Here is a 14,722-nt window from a genome sequence, read left to right as displayed (position 1 = left end):
TTCTTATAATAAGGGGTCCTTGCCGTCAAATGCAGGAAACGTATCTGGATGGAGGAGCGGCGCGAGTTTTTTTAACCCTAACAGCAACCTAGGTGAAGGACGACAATACAGCCATTCTTCTAGTACATATACGCGATGTTCTTTTATGGCAGACATGTCAGACCAGTTCGGTCTCTTGTGTAAAATCGTTGGATTCACTTTGTTTGTCTGTACGCCCACCCAAGCCAAACACACATGAAGTGGATTTCGTTTGAGCACTTCTTCCCAATCACTCTGTACATTTGCTTCTTTATGATCAGCAAATATATTTTCTCCTCCTGCTAATTCGCTAATTTCAGTCAGCCAGTTTGCTTTTCCAGGAGTAAAAACGGGTTTTGGCCACCATTCCCAGTATACAGTGGCTTTTTCGTCAATTTGATTTGCAATCCCTTTATATGTAGAAAGAAACTGATCATAACGCTTTAACAGTTCAGCTGCTTTTGTTTCAATGTTTAATCGCTGACCTAAATCCTGTAGATTTTGACGGATATCTTCTAGCGAATTAGGATTATATACGACGTAAGGAAGCTTTCGTTTTTTAAGTTCTTCAATATTTCGCTCCATTCCAGGAACGCTTAATGATGCTAGGACTAAATCTGGTTTAGCTTCTTCCACCGCATCCATATTAATAGATAAATCGGGACCTAAACGCGGCAGACCTCCAATAGACTGCGGCCAATCGGAATAATCATCTATTGCTACGAGCAAATGCTCACATTTTAAATACGCTATTAGTTCTGTATTGCTTGGACAAAGCGAAACAATTCGCATAGTTCCCCTCCTGCATTCATTTCTTTTTTTCTATTATACAATAGACCTAAATGTAAAAAGCAGCGACTTTCACTGAAGCCCCCGCTTGTGGTGCTCTTTATCCGCCCATTGCATGATAAAAGAAATAAAAGAAACCTAAACAGCCAAGTGAACTAATGCTTGTAGTTAAAATGCCGATTGAAAGCAACACCTGTCCGTCTTTTTTTTGTTTGTATCGCAGCATATAATAAAAAGCTAAACAGGTGCCAAGAAGTAAATAAATAGCCCATATGTAAGGTAGATTCTTTAGCTGAAAGATGTATCCTTGATTAAATAATAAACAGTAAATAAAAAAAAGATTTACGATAAAAAATATAGGAAGTACACTTTTCTTCATCTATTAAACCCTCTTCTATTCTTTATTTTCTGCTATAGTTGCTCTGTTTTGATTTCTCAGTTCATCCCTTATTTCACGTAAATATTGATTTCTCTCTTTCATTCGCTTTAACACTATAACGATAACAGCTATAATACCAGCAATCATTCCTATATAAAGAACTCCAAACACTAAGATAGGTACTACACCCCAAAGCTCCATCCCATTCCTCCTACTTTTTAGTTATTACCTTATTTTACCGTATTTTGTAAAGATGTCACGTCTTTTATCCATGAAAAAGGGAGTTTGAATATACATTCAAACTCCCTAAAGAGATAATAAAAAATAATATTTATTATAGCGCTTTGCTTTTGACACTCGCTCCCGTTCCGAAAAACTTATCAAAAATTTGATAAAGAGCAGACAGGCCAACTAACCAATAAATCGTTGTTACTAACCAATCCCAAGAGCCAAATAGCTCTTCTACTACATTCACGCCTAATGCTACAGCTAACCAATTTAAACCGCCTAAAATCACAAGAAGAGTCGTTAAACCTGAAAGAAATTTCACGTTGTCACCTCCTTGCGAACTGCATTAGGAAAAGCAGCTCATGTTAGATCTTATGCGCTGTATAGATCAGTATATGCATAGGCGCTATGTAAAATAGTTATAAAGAATATGTGATTTATTCTTTTTTATTTCCTTATTATTGTGCAGCTGCAGCTTTCCCGACTTGCTTAATCGTTTCTACATGCATCGCTTCGTGATAGAAGCTGAATAAAAACGTTTCGCCAACTGTTGTAAAGTTGATGCCGGCTTTGTTTGTAAAAGGTGTGATCAACTGCTTATCAAACTGCCCGGGCATGAAATCTTTAATACGATGTGCTTGATCTTTCAACACATTCGCAATTTCTTCAAGAGAAGGAGCAGCCTCCGTCCAATCGGCAGGTTTTGTTCCTGCGCCGAAAAAGCTTTCATAACTCTCGGGCGTTTGCATCGGTTCACCAGCTAATCCAAACACAAGCTTTTCTTGAATAAAGGCAATGTGCCCAAGATTCCAGCGGATATTGTTATTGAATCCTTTTGGTGTGATGTCCGCTGCCTCTTCTGTTGTTTTCTGGAGGATACTAATCGTAATTCCTCTTACAACGTCCATATGTTTTAAAATCATGTTTTCCATCGTCTAATCTCTCCTTACGTTGTCGTATTAGATAAACTATTTGATGTCTATTGTGCACAAATTACCTCTTAAATGCCACTCATAACATGTAAACCTTGAAATAAAAGAAAATTCAAAAGAAACATCCCCCTATATAAAAACTAGGGGGATGTTTTAAGCAGAAGACTTCAAATTTGAAACAGGTCCTTTGTTTGGCTTCGGTTTTAGCTGACCAAGCTTATTTTTCAGATAATCTTTTAATGCGCTGCGTTTTCTCTTGCGTCTTTTATCACGATTTTTAATGGTAATCTCCTCCTTGCCTTTTAGTTTTAAGACCTGTGTATTAAATGGATTCTTCTTTTATACATAAAATCCTTTTGAATTCTCAAATTTACTTTCATGTAATTCTTTCCTTTTTATGAAAAAAGACCAAAGTAGCAAACTTTGATCAATCAAGCTACATACGTAATCGATCCAATAGTGGAAATAATAGCGCTGTTTCTGTCGTACCAAACAACAGGTTCGTATCTAACGGCAAAATAACTGAGATGAGGGGTGTGAAGCCTCACAATTTCATCTGACAGGTAAGCTGAGCGCTTTGCGTCGTCTTTTCGCTTTGAATTTAACACTTCAATAATTCTTTCCTTCGTCGTAATTCCAATTCCATGACCAAAATATAGAGTCTCATCTAATACAATGGTGTTTTCACCTTTCCACTGAGGAGTATCAGGGTTATAATCAGGATTTTTAAAATATGCACAGTCTCCTGGCAAGTAGTCAGACCCTTTATAACCATGAAGTTCAAGATCTTCATCGTATTGCCAATCGTGTAAGTAAAGATCAGCAAAAAGCCGGTTAAAGTTTTCTTTTCCAATATTGTTCAATACGGCTTTATAAAAGATGATAATAACAGCCATCGCGCATTCAAACGCATATTCGTGCCCGTTGTAAAAAATATCATCAATGGCTTTATTCGGAGAAACTGTAGGCAATAGCTGAAATCCTCCATCATCGGTTCGTTTCCAATACTTTTCATTGCACCTAGAACGTGCAAATGTAGCAAACCTGGCGCCGCTTTTGCGCAGCAACACAGACGATTCAATAATTTGTAATTTAACAGATACATCAAAATCAAGCTGGTCAAATGTAGCATACTCATACACTTCCCTATAGGCATCCATCTGTTTTAAAATGTCTGCTTTTTCTTTTGTTAACGAACTATTATTTAGATCACTTATTTTCACAATTTGTTGGTTAACTTTAATCATAGACGTTCTCTCCTTTACAGAAAATGATATCAATCACTTTCTCTAACAGGATATTGATAAAAAATTTTTTTGTGTATCTTCATTTATTTAAAATCGTGAAGATTAGAAAAAACGATGAAAGAAAGTAATTTAACCAATAATCTTTTCCTTTGTTCCTTTTTGTCCTTTTGTAACCTTTTTAAATATAAAGCGAGCAACTAACAAGTACATTGGTAACACAATAATGACGGCAATAACATTTAAAATCCAAGGTATTGTCCCCATAAAAACGTTTGAAGATGCTTTATCATACCAGCTCACAATAAGTATTAAAAAGAAAACACTGGATATAAAAGTACTTATATATCCCTTCTTATAGTTTGTACTTATCACAGCAACAACAAAGCCAATTACCAATGAAATGCCTGCTGCAATTAAGACAAAAATCAAAAATAAGTTTGCTACCTTTTGAACGTCCATTACTTCCCTCTTTCTTGTGGAATTTTCAATTAAAACAATAGTTTCTTAATTTTATTAGAAACATATGGAAGGTGGTTATAAGAGTGACATTTAAACTATGTTGCTAAGTAAAAAGTGATAAAAAACATTTAATGCAGGTCGGTTTATACAATGTACCGTTATGCATCTACCACCTTAATAATTATTACATTATGTATGTATACTCATTTCACCAAATGATTTGGGGCTCTTCCTCTCAAGCAATAACATTTATCGTAGGGCCTCCGCATACAACCGGATAATGTATAAACGGTGTATCAGGATGAATTTTTTTCAGTATAAGTTGTAGCTCATCTAAGATTTCAAAGACACAGAGATTGTCTTTACTGCATCTTTGAACTATTGTAGTTTTTTGCGGCAAAGAACGTAGAGCACACAAGGAATACCGTTCCTATTCCCACTGCAATTAACATAGCATATTTAAATGTATTGCTTAATGCTAATCCTCCCGCAATAGATACGACAAAAAGCATAAGAAATAGTACCGTATAGTTCTTTTTCATTTAATCACCTCCTCATTACCATTATTATACTATTCAATGTATCTTTTAACATCCTACTTTGAAGAAATGTTTTATTTTATCCATATATGGATTATTTTAACTATTTATATTAAGATTAAAATTAAAGAAATTAATAAAATGGGGGTTTGTATGAAAAAGTTATATTCTGCATTACTCGCACCTCTACTGTCAGCAAGTATACTAACGGCTTGTTCAGAAACGAACGTAAACGGTAAAAAAGACGTGGAATTCTATTCTAGTGAAGATGAAGCCTTTGAAAATGCAAAAAAAGAGTCTACAGGAATACAAGATATTATCGGTGAAAGTAAATATGTAGATAACGAAAAGATTGTTATCTATACAATTAAAGAAAAATCGAATGTAGGTGTAGGAACAGCTACATTAACTCAAAAGGATCAAAAAATCCGTTGGTATTTTAATGGGAATCCAGCTATTATCAAACAATCAAAGGGAAATACAGATATCACTAGTGAAATAACGACTCCAAAAGGTGTAAAGTACGATTTTTATGCCGGTACTCCCACAAAATCAAATATGACAATTGAAACCCGTACCGATACTGAAGCAGTCCCTCATCCAAGAAATTAAGCAGCAATTTTTTTACTAGTCGCAGCTAACTAAGGGGGACATTATATATGAAAGTGTTTATAAAATTATCTCTGTTTACGTTTATTATCGTTGGATTATCAGGGTGTATAGGCGAGGAATATGACTTCTCTCCCCCTACGGTTACATTATCGGTCAATGATGTTGTGGATGTTGAACTGAAAGAAACTAATGTAGATTGGCGCGGCGAAGAAGGAAAACAGTACAGAAAGGAAACAAATACAAGGAATGGTATAAATAGAGCTAAAAAGCAGCAACAGCTAACTGTAGCCCCTGAAACACAAGGAAATTTAAGGTTTGATAGCGAAGATTTTCTTGTTAATGACATTACTTCTTATACAATAAGCACTAGTAATGCGAAGCAAGACATTAGAATAAACGAACAAGATAGAACTTTTACGTTCCCAAAGAAAAAAGGGAATTATGTTTATGTGCTAGAACTTCAAACTGATAAGGGCTACGCACAATATGTAGGGAATGTTGTTGTTAAATAAATAACATAGAAGCTAATAAAACCCAATCTCTTTGTAGAGATTGGGTTTTATTAATACTATAGTATTCTACTATATCTACGTGAGAAGTCACTTATTATCATTAGTAAGCTCTATAGAAAGATCTTGTCCAGATATTTTTCGACTTACGTATGAGAATAAAAAAGTGCTAACTACAAGCATTGATACTACTACAGAAAGAATTGTTTTATAATCTATAACAAACTTCCCTGGATCCATTAATAGCAGAATTAATGTCACTAAAAGTCCCATTACAATTCCACATATTACTCCAATTGTAATATATAAATTCACCTGTGAAAGAATGACTTTACGAATGGATTTTGGCGTCATGCCCATCGCGCGTAAAACAGCAAATTCTTTTCGTTTTGAATAAATATTATTTGCCAATGAATTAAATACTCCTACCATGGTAGAAACAACCAATGTGACAATAACAACTATAAAAATTCCCCAGCGCTGATAAAACATTTCGTTTGCTTCCTTAACAGATTGATCATAGCTGCTTACCTTTAATTCGGGATAGTGGCTTTTTAAGCCTTCAATTTCTTTTAAAGCGGCCTTTACATTCTTTGAATCCACATATAATCGATAGAACTCTAAATCTTCAAAGTTATTCTTTAAGTCTAAAAATGCTTGGTTATGGTTAAGAAGGTGATTAGGTGTAGCGGATATTACGTAATCGCCTTTAGGTATTATTTTTTCTGTTATATAAAATCCGTTTTGATCTTGTGCGTATAATCCTAAATATATTGTTTGTCCTAATTTTAAGTTATTCTTTTCAGCAAACTTTTTTGAAAGTACAACCCTGTTATTTGAAGTTGGTTTTTTATTGTAAGGAAACTGTTCTAACAGACCTTGTTGTTGTAACCTTTTAATATCGACTACCGAGTAATTAACACCTTTGTTGTTTTCTGACGTTAGAAGTCGAGCTGTACTTTGAGAACTAATATTACTAACACTCTTTACATTAGGTAACTCTTCTACCTTTTTAGTCAGTTCTTCGGTATCTATCTTTAAGTTGTCAGAACGAGTTTCCACAATAATGGGCATTACATATTCTTTTTTTAAGTAGGTTAGTCCATTAACCTGAATGGTCCTAAATGTAATTGACCCAAATACAGTAATGATCATTAATCCGCATATTATTAAGATAATCATTGTGTTTTTTTTAACTTGGGGAATTAGGTTTTTTACCGCAATATAAAATTCTTTGCCAAATACTTTTTGTCCATATGGTAAAAACCATTTTAATTCTTTAGTCACTATGATAGGAAAGATTAGTATAAAGGCAAGCAAAACTAAAATAACTGTAATTAGTAACATCCCAGGTCCGTATGTGCCTCTTGTAGGAAATACCTGGCTTCCTATAACTAAAAATAAGGACAGTGCTAATAGTACCTTAAAAACTACTATTCTTGTCTTGGAAAAACCATAGTTAATTTTCTCGTTCTTCTGCATTGTTTTTAGCGGCAATACTTTTGTACTTCGATAAGCTGGAACGAGTAAAAAGAATTGAATAATAACAAACATTACAACTGTAATGATAATGGCAGTACCTACGTTAAAATCAGATAGAGAGGAAGATATTTTTGACACTGTTCCTAACCAGCTGTATAAGTACCTTTGACTGCAAAAGGTTAGCAAAAATCCTACACCTGTACCTACGGTGTTTATAATGGTGCTTTGAAGTGTGATAATCTTGCTAATCTGTTTAGCAGTGGCTCCTATTGAACGCATAATGGCGAACTGATTTCTCATCTTATAAAGCAAAAGCTCAAAGTTTGAAATGAGAATAAGAGACGTGATAATTAACACCAATGCCGATAAAACAATAATAAATGTATGTAAGGATTGTAAATTATTTTGCACACCTGCATCTTGTTCAGCTATATCAATACGTAAGTCCTTGCTATAAGATTTTATACGATCGGCCAACTTTAAGGCGCTCTCATTCTTGTGTGCCTTTATTAATAAATAAGTTGCTTCTGCACTGCTTTTTTCTTTTGCTTGAATATAGCCTTTTACGTTTTTTTGATTAAGTATTAGCATATCCGGTGCTACTCCAGTAGCGGATAAATCTTTTACCGTTTCTGCTAATGTATATGTTTTATTTTCTATAAGAACTTTATCTCCTACTTTTGCGTGTAAATCTTTAGCTAGTCCTTTGTTCATTGCGACAGAATCCTTATTCAGTGGTTTGGAAAAGTGATACCGACTTTTAACTAAATAATCATTTTCAACACCTACTGTATAGACAGAGGTATTTAGTTTATTTAGATTCAAATGAGCAATAGATACTTTTGATACCTTATCTACCATTTTATCCTGGTGAATTTCTTCCACTAAAGTTGATGTCAAAATTTTGCCTTGATCCATATCAAACCCTACGGACAAATCCATCTCACCGTAAGTTTGTTTTAATTGACTTTTTAATGTGTCCTGCGCATTAAAAGAGAATAAAACCATACTAAGTACAAGCATTGTAGAAATAGCTATACTTACAATAGACGAAAACACTATAAATTTATTGGACTTAAATAAACGAAAAGCTAAACCTCGTAGTGTTTTCATATCTTAGGAGTCTCGACTTTTGTAATAAGCTTAAACTTCTCTAGTATATGATCCAAATCACTATTTCCGCTACAGATATACGTATCGACAATAGAGCCATCATGAAAGAATAGAACGCGATCTGCATAAGTAGCTACATTAGGGTCGTGAGTAACAAGAAGTATGCTTTGGCTAAGTTCGTTTTTTGTGGTTACCAGTGTGTCTAGTATGACTTCGGAAGTATTAAAATCAAGGTTACCTGTAGGCTCGTCTGCCAGAATAATAGGTGGTTCAGTTATAATTGCCCTTCCTATAGCTACGCGCTGCTGTTGTCCACCTGACAGTTGTACAGGGCGGTGTTTTTTCCAAGCTGTTAAGCCCAAGAGCTCAACAACGTTATTTACTTTTAAATCAATTACATCCGATGTAAGTCCCTTTAAAACGAGCGGCAGAGCTATGTTTTCTTCTACAGATAAATCCTTTAATAAGTGGAATGATTGAAAGATAAATCCAATATTATCTCGTCTGTACGCTGAAGCTTGAGGTTCTTGGAACATATCTTTTGAAAGCGTTCCTTTTAATTTAATCGTTCCACTAGTTGGTTCATCAAGTGCTCCTAAAATGTTCAGCAGCGTACTTTTTCCTGAACCACTTGTGCCCATAACAGCAACCATTTCACCTCTCCTCAACTGAAAGGATATATCATTTAGTGCAGTAACTTCATAGCCCTCTCCTCTATAAACTTTAGTTAAATCTTCTACCTCTAAAATATATTGATTTTTCACGTCTTCACCTCGAAGTAAGTTTCTTTTTCTGTAGTAACAAAAGTAGTTCACGCTTTTATTACGTCTACCTCCTAAATTTCTACTATATTTAGTACGTTTCAAAACAGGAATGGTTTTACATTTTGAAAAAAAAGTAAAAAAGTTTTAATTATTTACAAGAAACACAAAAAAGTAGAAGCTTATTAGATGATCCGCTACATTCAAATTTAAAAGAAAACAGAGTCATATTTGACTCTGTTTTCTTCTTTCAATTAACTTGAATTTACGTAAAACATCCCCATATTTAACCTTATGTCTTGTGGTCCAATACGTAAACTATTACACTTATTTTAGTAAATATTCATAAAAAAGGAAGGAGGGAGAAGTCATGCCCCCAAACCTATCACACCATCCTATTATTCTATTTGATGGTGTTTGCAATCTCTGCAATCAATGGGTTCAATTTGTCATCAAGCGGGATTCACGTGCTCTGTTTCGTTTTGCATCGCTTCAATCCGATACTGCGGGAACCTTGCTGAGTCAGCATAACTATGAGCATCCACCACTTCAATCGGTCATTCTTCTTATGAACGGGAATCTTTACACAGAGTCTACGGCCATCCTACATATTGTCCGCCGGCTTCGGGGGCCCATTCAACTGATGGCGTGTTTCCGAGTTGTTCCCGCATTCATTCGAAACCAACTCTATCGTTTCATTGCACGTAATCGGTATAAGTGGTTTGGAAAACAAACGTCATGCATGTTGCCAACCCCTGAAACTAAAATGTGATTTTTGGATTAAGCATACAAATGGAGGAAAACAATGCGTTTATCAACAAAAGAGAAATTTCGTTTAAGTATTCTTGCGACCCTAAGGTGGACCATGGCCATTACGTTTCTTATTTATGGAATGGCCAAAATCTACCCAGGACAATTTATAACAGGCGATTTCGTGTTCGATTCAACAAAAGATTCTGCGATGAAACTGGCGTGGTATTTCTTTGGGTATTCCGATTTCTACAACTATTTTATTGCCACTGGCGAATTATTAGCTGCATTGTTATTGGTGATTCCGCGTACCGCAACACTAGGGAACATTATTTTTCTCCCCATTATTGCCAACATCACCGTCCTTAACTATTGTTTCAACATTCCTGCCAAAGTGGTGTGTGTTCCGCTGCTGGCAATGAGCTTGCTATTAGTATTGATGGAATATTCAAAGTTAAAAGGCATCTTCTTTGTTAACACTGCTACCCCAATGCAGAAAGTAGACGTTCAATCATCCGAAAGGAAGGTGACCGTTAAATGATTGTCTTTGTTTTGCCGCCCATTATCTTCGGTTTGGCATGTACCTATTATTTTGGTCTTCGGAAAGAAGACTGAACACAGACAATTCCTATTTTGTTTTGACTAGTAGTTACGAAAACCAGAGAAGTTCTCCATAAGATACTAAAAATAACTGCTGCAGGTAAGCTAATAAAAGCGCAACTTAATGCCACTCTCAAAAACAATAAAAAAGGCAGCAGCTCAACTTATGAGCTGCTGCCTTTTATTTATAGAAACACAGGAAGAAACTTTTAACGATACCAAATCGTTTTATCTTGATATGGAATACGTTTTGATGAAGCTTCTTTATTAGGATGTCCGACGTAAATTAAGCCTAAGAGCTTATCGTCTTCCTCTAGAGATAAAAAGTCATTCAGTTCTGTCTGATAAACAATTTCACCGGTTCTCCAAATTGTAGCCAAACCTTGTTCTTCCGCTACTAATAGCATATTTTGTATGCTTGCCGCTACGGCAGAGATTTCTTCAATTTCAGGCACTTTTCCAGAAGGACTTACTGCTACAGCAATAATGACAGGAGCGCGAAGCGGTCCTTTTTTTGCTTTTGTTGTTTTTTTCAACGCTTCTTCGTCACTTAAGTGAGCAGTTTTTTGCTTCATAATACGTTCCATTTCGTCTCCTAAACGAACGCGTGAATCCCCTGCAAACACGCGGAACTTCCAAGGCTCTGTCTTTTTATGGTTAGGAGCCCAAGTGCCGGCTTCTAACATAAGGTTAATAGCATCTTCTGATACGTCTTTGTCTTGCATGGCCCCAATCGTTCTTCTGGCTTTAATAATATCTAATACGCTCATGCTTTTTGTCTCCTTTTCTACATTCAATTTATTAGTATAGGTATGTATATATCTTATATATAGAATAATTGAAAATCATTCTCACTGTCAATTGTTTTGCCCTCATTCAGGTCGCGATGAATAAATATGCCAATTTTTTAAGCGTGTTTGTTTTTTTAGCAGTTTTTCTTTTAATTATTTGGCAGTTCCGGTAAATAAAAAACGATTTGGAACATAGAGTCCAAATCGTTTTTTCATCTTATACCCAGCCGCGGAAACGAGAAGCTTCAGCTGATTTTTTGATTCCTGCCATGTAAGCAGCAAGTCTCATATCTACGTCATTTTCTTGAGAGATTTGATAGATCGTTTCAAATGAATCCACCATTACCTTGCGTAATTTGTAAGCTACTTCTTCTTCAGACCAGTAGTAGCCTTGATTATTTTGCACCCATTCGAAGTATGAAACCGTTACGCCTCCAGCACTGGCTAAAATATCTGGCACTAAAAGCACGCCTTTTTCATCTAAAATGCGCGTAGCCTCAAGCGTAGTCGGTCCGTTCGCTGCTTCTACTACAATAGAAGCTTTAATGCGATGAGCGATGCGAACCGTAATTTGATTCGAAATGGCTGCGGGTACTAAAATATCACATTCTTTTTCTAATAGTTCTTCGTTTGTCATCACATTTGTAAATAAATTCGTTACGGTACCAAAACTGTCGCGTCGATCAAGCAGGTAATCAATATCAAGACCAAGCGGATCATAAAGAGCTCCGTATGCATCTGAAATGCCAATTACTTTTGCTCCTGCATCATGCATGAACTTAGCGAGAAAACTGCCGGCATTTCCGAAGCCTTGAATAATAATTCGCGCTTCTTGCAAGTTAAGGTTTTTCTTTTTAACAGCTTCTTCTATACAAATGGTTACTCCTTTAGCCGTTGCAGTTTCGCGTCCTTGAGATCCTCCGAGTACGATAGGTTTTCCAGTAATAAAACCAGGAGAATCGAACTCACGCAGTCGGCTATATTCATCCATCATCCACGCCATAATTTGAGAGTTTGTATAGACATCCGGTGCAGGAATATCTTTAGTAGGCCCAACTATTTGACTGATGGCTCTTACATAGCCGCGGCTGAGTCGTTCTAGTTCACCAAAAGACATGTTTCTTGGGTCACATACAATTCCGCCTTTACCGCCGCCGTACGGAAGGTCGACAATTCCGCATTTTAAGCTCATCCAAATGGATAATGCCTTCACTTCCTCTTCATTTACTTCAGGATGAAAACGTACTCCTCCTTTAGTAGGCCCGACAGCATCATTATGTTGAGAGCGGTAGCCGGTGAAGACTTTTACCGATCCGTTATCCATTTTAACCGGAATGCGAACCGTCATCATGCGCAGCGGTTCTTTCAATAAATGGTATACTTCTTCACCATAACCTAGCTTTTGAAGCGCTTCTTGAATAACCGTTTGAGTAGATAAAAATAAATTAAGTGATTCCTGTTCTTGCTGCTGTTCTTTTTTTAATTCACTAGCTGTTTTTGTAATGGACATTCTGTTCACCCCATATTTAATCATTGAATTTTCTCAACGATTTAACATGCAATTCCTGTGCCAATTTCCGCTGCTTTACAACGCTTTTATATTATAAATAATCTGCATTAGCAAGCCTTATATTCCCTGCATAGGCTGATATTAGTATATACTTAAAGAAATAAGACAAACTATTTATACTGCAAAGGAGGAAAGTGCTATGTTACATGAAAGAAAAGAACAAGAACGAAACAATCACTGTATAGAATGCTGTTCCATCTGCGGAGAAAGGCTAACATCTTTTCAAGAAAAAGAAATCTTCACATGCGACAGCTGCTTTGAACAGAAAGTCAACGATGTGCTTTCTGAGCTGTAATCAGGTACTCTATTTTTTAGAAACAGGTGTCACAATATTAAAGTTTGGATCGATAGAATCCTGACAAGACAAAAAGAAATCCCATTTCGATTTATCTCCTTGAACAAATATGACCGAGGTATAAGAGTGATCATTTGTAGTTGTGAGTCGATATAAGGTATCTTGCCACATCGTTACCGTCACCTCAGCTTTCTTTCGCGTATCTCCAAGATACCTAAAGATTCCATGCTTAAGTTCTGTGAGAGCTACTTCATTACGATCGGGTATCACAAACAATATACGATAGTTACATGCACCTGCCTTTAATCCATCTACGCGAATGCTAAATAGTTCTAAAATATTTTTCAAAGGAAGTGTATCCCATACTTCTTTTGTGATAATGTTGGCAGGCAGCGGTATATTACCTAAACGAAGCTCTTTGGCTCCTGTTAAATACTCATTTCGCCAAGGGCCAGATTCAGCTGTATACCCTAATTGTTCAAGCGCGTCTGCACATAAAAGTTTTGCCTTTACATGGTGAGGTTCAGCGTAAATAACTTGTTTGGTCACTTCAGCTACCCATTGATAGTCGCCTTGTTGAAAACAGCGCTGCGCTTTTTTGACAATGTTGTCCGCTCCCCCCATATACTCTACATACTTCTTAGCTGACTCTTCAGGAAACAGTTTATTTAAATCTACAGGATTGCTGTTATACCAGCCCATATAGCGCTGATAAACCGCTTTTGCGTTGTGGTTAACCGTTCCATAAAAACTGTTGGTATACCACTCGTGAGATAGGATTTCTGGCAGCTTCATCATTCGGCCGACGTGATCAATGGTATATCCTTGATTCATGAGCCTTAATGTCTGATCATGAATATATTGATAAACGTCTCGTTGATTTTCGATATAGGTAATACACGACTCGTTTCCGAACCTTGGCCAATTATGTACCCCAAATACAGTTGTTAGTTCTTGGCCAAATAAATCGATTGCTTGCTGCAAGTACCTTGCCCATGCTGCTGCGTCTCTTACTTTTGCTCCTCTGAGCGTATAGAGGTTGTGCTGAGTAGCCGTACAGTTTTCTGCAATACACAGAGACTTTTCACTAGGAATATAAAGGGAGGGAAAATAGAGTCAACAAAAAAGAAGATGCGCTTAGCACGCATCTTCTTTTTTATACTGAATGTTATGTTTGAATAGTCGAGTATTCTGTCTTAATTAGACAGCCTAGCACTTAGTATAACGATTGTTTACCAATGTGCCTTTTGTAATCAAAACAAATCTTCCTTCTAAGGTGCTCAATACGTTTCTTGAAGTCGCTGTAAAACAATGCATGTGTACAGTCTCTCCTTTCTTGTATTGGCCTTACATAGAATGTATACCCTCGGAAAAATAATTGAAACCTAATTGGGAGATTTTTTCAAAAAATAATAAATCCATTATGGTTAGGCTCTTTTGTCTCTATTTTTTCACCCAGTTGTCATTATCATCTTTTTTGTACTTCGTTTTCACCGCGTTCCAAGCAACTTTGTGAGCGGTAGCTTCTTCTTTGTATTCATCACTTGCTGAATTGAATGCTTCTTTATAAATTTCCTGAGCGTGATGAGGAAGATTATCTTTTACTCCATCCGGCAGTTCTTTTAATGAATTGTAAGGCATGATAGTA

Annotated in this window: 19 protein-coding genes; 5 read left to right on the top strand and 14 right to left on the bottom strand. The window is 36.1% G+C overall.

All coding sequences use genetic code 11. The features are described from left to right. Positions 1–3: 3 nt before the first annotated feature. From Q5794_RS13055 to Q5794_RS13020, 8 genes are all read right to left on the bottom strand, one after another. Entirely contained in the window at positions 4–810 is an 807-nt protein-coding gene (locus Q5794_RS13055) for a cobalamin-binding protein (RefSeq protein ID WP_115653987.1), read from the bottom strand. Positions 811–907: 97 nt separating this feature from the next. Then, on the bottom strand, positions 908–1,186 hold the full coding sequence (locus Q5794_RS13050; protein ID WP_013083263.1) for a hypothetical protein: 279 nt from the start codon (positions 1,184–1,186) through the stop codon (positions 908–910). A 15-nt stretch (positions 1,187–1,201) separates the two neighbouring features. Continuing rightward, positions 1,202–1,387 carry a hypothetical protein gene (locus Q5794_RS13045; protein WP_192993336.1) on the bottom strand — a complete coding sequence of 62 codons (186 nt, stop codon included), beginning with the start codon at positions 1,385–1,387 and terminating at the stop codon, positions 1,202–1,204. Positions 1,388–1,520: 133 nt separating this feature from the next. Further along, complete coding sequence (locus Q5794_RS13040) at positions 1,521–1,736, bottom strand: DUF378 domain-containing protein (protein ID WP_013057146.1); 216 nt, start codon at positions 1,734–1,736, stop codon at positions 1,521–1,523. A 136-nt stretch (positions 1,737–1,872) separates the two neighbouring features. Further along, positions 1,873–2,346 (bottom strand): DinB family protein, encoded by a 474-nt coding sequence (locus tag Q5794_RS13035; protein WP_214988084.1) that lies wholly within the window; start codon positions 2,344–2,346, stop codon positions 1,873–1,875. Between the two features lie 431 nt (positions 2,347–2,777). After that, positions 2,778–3,593 carry a protein-glutamine gamma-glutamyltransferase gene (locus Q5794_RS13030; protein WP_214988082.1) on the bottom strand — a complete coding sequence of 272 codons (816 nt, stop codon included), beginning with the start codon at positions 3,591–3,593 and terminating at the stop codon, positions 2,778–2,780. 129 nt (positions 3,594–3,722) lie between these two features. Further along, positions 3,723–4,052, bottom strand: a complete 330-nt coding sequence (locus tag Q5794_RS13025; protein WP_214988080.1) for a hypothetical protein — start codon at positions 4,050–4,052, stop codon at positions 3,723–3,725. A 362-nt stretch (positions 4,053–4,414) separates the two neighbouring features. Continuing rightward, on the bottom strand, positions 4,415–4,594 hold the full coding sequence (locus Q5794_RS13020; protein ID WP_057236494.1) for a hypothetical protein: 180 nt from the start codon (positions 4,592–4,594) through the stop codon (positions 4,415–4,417). A 150-nt stretch (positions 4,595–4,744) separates the two neighbouring features. On the opposite strand from Q5794_RS13020, the gene Q5794_RS13015 reads away from it, so the two are divergent. Both Q5794_RS13015 and Q5794_RS13010 read left to right on the top strand, forming a co-directional pair. After that, a complete protein-coding gene (locus tag Q5794_RS13015) occupies positions 4,745–5,203 on the top strand; it encodes a hypothetical protein (RefSeq protein WP_374989182.1) in 459 nt (152 codons plus the stop codon). A gap of 47 nt (positions 5,204–5,250) precedes the next feature. Continuing rightward, positions 5,251–5,715, top strand: a complete 465-nt coding sequence (locus Q5794_RS13010) for a hypothetical protein (protein ID WP_374989181.1) — start codon at positions 5,251–5,253, stop codon at positions 5,713–5,715. A gap of 87 nt (positions 5,716–5,802) precedes the next feature. Here the strand turns inward: Q5794_RS13010 and Q5794_RS13005 are convergent, their stop codons facing one another. After that, positions 5,803–8,307, bottom strand: a complete 2,505-nt coding sequence (locus tag Q5794_RS13005; RefSeq protein ID WP_374989180.1) for an FtsX-like permease family protein — start codon at positions 8,305–8,307, stop codon at positions 5,803–5,805. Beyond that, a complete protein-coding gene (locus tag Q5794_RS13000; protein WP_374989179.1) occupies positions 8,304–9,071 on the bottom strand; it encodes an ABC transporter ATP-binding protein in 768 nt (255 codons plus the stop codon). The genes Q5794_RS13005 and Q5794_RS13000 overlap by 4 nt, the downstream gene beginning before the upstream one ends. 367 nt (positions 9,072–9,438) lie before the next feature. On the opposite strand from Q5794_RS13000, the gene Q5794_RS12995 reads away from it, so the two are divergent. Together Q5794_RS12995 and Q5794_RS12990 are read left to right on the top strand one after the other, a co-directional pair. Beyond that, positions 9,439–9,840: a thiol-disulfide oxidoreductase DCC family protein gene (locus Q5794_RS12995; protein WP_374989178.1), complete on the top strand. Its 402-nt coding sequence runs from the start codon at positions 9,439–9,441 to the stop codon at positions 9,838–9,840. 33 nt (positions 9,841–9,873) lie between these two features. After that, complete coding sequence (locus Q5794_RS12990; protein ID WP_025751851.1) at positions 9,874–10,359, top strand: hypothetical protein; 486 nt, start codon at positions 9,874–9,876, stop codon at positions 10,357–10,359. 268 nt (positions 10,360–10,627) lie between these two features. On the opposite strand, the gene Q5794_RS12985 is transcribed toward Q5794_RS12990, so the two are convergent. Together Q5794_RS12985 and Q5794_RS12980 are read right to left on the bottom strand one after the other, a co-directional pair. Beyond that, positions 10,628–11,188, bottom strand: a complete 561-nt coding sequence (locus Q5794_RS12985) for a nitroreductase (RefSeq protein ID WP_374989177.1) — start codon at positions 11,186–11,188, stop codon at positions 10,628–10,630. 238 nt (positions 11,189–11,426) lie between these two features. Beyond that, a complete protein-coding gene (locus Q5794_RS12980; protein ID WP_374989176.1) occupies positions 11,427–12,719 on the bottom strand; it encodes a Glu/Leu/Phe/Val dehydrogenase in 1,293 nt (430 codons plus the stop codon). A 199-nt stretch (positions 12,720–12,918) separates the two neighbouring features. Here Q5794_RS12980 and Q5794_RS12975 point away from each other — a divergent pair, with 199 nt between their 5' ends. Further along, positions 12,919–13,074, top strand: coding sequence for a hypothetical protein (locus Q5794_RS12975; RefSeq protein ID WP_013083248.1), 156 nt, complete (start codon positions 12,919–12,921; stop codon positions 13,072–13,074). A 9-nt stretch (positions 13,075–13,083) separates the two neighbouring features. On the opposite strand, the gene Q5794_RS12970 is transcribed toward Q5794_RS12975, so the two are convergent. Both Q5794_RS12970 and Q5794_RS12965 read right to left on the bottom strand, forming a co-directional pair. Next, positions 13,084–14,058, bottom strand: coding sequence for an alkyl sulfatase dimerization domain-containing protein (locus tag Q5794_RS12970; RefSeq protein ID WP_251034224.1), 975 nt, complete (start codon positions 14,056–14,058; stop codon positions 13,084–13,086). A gap of 459 nt (positions 14,059–14,517) precedes the next feature. Beyond that, positions 14,518–14,715: a ChaB family protein gene (locus Q5794_RS12965; RefSeq protein ID WP_025751855.1), complete on the bottom strand. Its 198-nt coding sequence runs from the start codon at positions 14,713–14,715 to the stop codon at positions 14,518–14,520. Between the last annotated feature and the right edge of the window lie 7 nt (positions 14,716–14,722).

Origin of the sequence: Priestia megaterium (assembly GCF_041941685.1) — a bacterium.
GTDB lineage: Bacteria > Bacillota > Bacilli > Bacillales > Bacillaceae_H > Priestia > Priestia megaterium_C.
The sequence above is the reverse complement of the archived record's forward strand: the minus strand, read 5'-3'. Positions and strand labels throughout refer to the sequence as shown.

Coding starts and splice junctions, on each gene's coding strand:
- Q5794_RS13055 (WP_115653987.1), bottom strand. CDS start 810: ATGCGAATTGTTTCGCTTTGTCCAAGCAATACAGAACTAATAGCGTAT.
- Q5794_RS13050 (WP_013083263.1), bottom strand. CDS start 1,186: ATGAAGAAAAGTGTACTTCCTATATTTTTTATCGTAAATCTTTTTTTT.
- Q5794_RS13045 (WP_192993336.1), bottom strand. CDS start 1,387: ATGGAGCTTTGGGGTGTAGTACCTATCTTAGTGTTTGGAGTTCTTTAT.
- Q5794_RS13035 (WP_214988084.1), bottom strand. CDS start 2,346: ATGGAAAACATGATTTTAAAACATATGGACGTTGTAAGAGGAATTACG.
- Q5794_RS13030 (WP_214988082.1), bottom strand. CDS start 3,593: ATGATTAAAGTTAACCAACAAATTGTGAAAATAAGTGATCTAAATAAT.
- Q5794_RS13025 (WP_214988080.1), bottom strand. CDS start 4,052: ATGGACGTTCAAAAGGTAGCAAACTTATTTTTGATTTTTGTCTTAATT.
- Q5794_RS13020 (WP_057236494.1), bottom strand. CDS start 4,594: ATGAAAAAGAACTATACGGTACTATTTCTTATGCTTTTTGTCGTATCT.
- Q5794_RS13015 (WP_374989182.1), top strand. CDS start 4,745: ATGAAAAAGTTATATTCTGCATTACTCGCACCTCTACTGTCAGCAAGT.
- Q5794_RS13010 (WP_374989181.1), top strand. CDS start 5,251: ATGAAAGTGTTTATAAAATTATCTCTGTTTACGTTTATTATCGTTGGA.
- Q5794_RS13005 (WP_374989180.1), bottom strand. CDS start 8,307: ATGAAAACACTACGAGGTTTAGCTTTTCGTTTATTTAAGTCCAATAAA.
- Q5794_RS12995 (WP_374989178.1), top strand. CDS start 9,439: ATGCCCCCAAACCTATCACACCATCCTATTATTCTATTTGATGGTGTT.
- Q5794_RS12990 (WP_025751851.1), top strand. CDS start 9,874: ATGCGTTTATCAACAAAAGAGAAATTTCGTTTAAGTATTCTTGCGACC.
- Q5794_RS12985 (WP_374989177.1), bottom strand. CDS start 11,188: ATGAGCGTATTAGATATTATTAAAGCCAGAAGAACGATTGGGGCCATG.
- Q5794_RS12980 (WP_374989176.1), bottom strand. CDS start 12,719: ATGTCCATTACAAAAACAGCTAGTGAATTAAAAAAAGAACAGCAGCAA.
- Q5794_RS12975 (WP_013083248.1), top strand. CDS start 12,919: ATGTTACATGAAAGAAAAGAACAAGAACGAAACAATCACTGTATAGAA.
- Q5794_RS12965 (WP_025751855.1), bottom strand. CDS start 14,715: ATGCCTTACAATTCATTAAAAGAACTGCCGGATGGAGTAAAAGATAAT.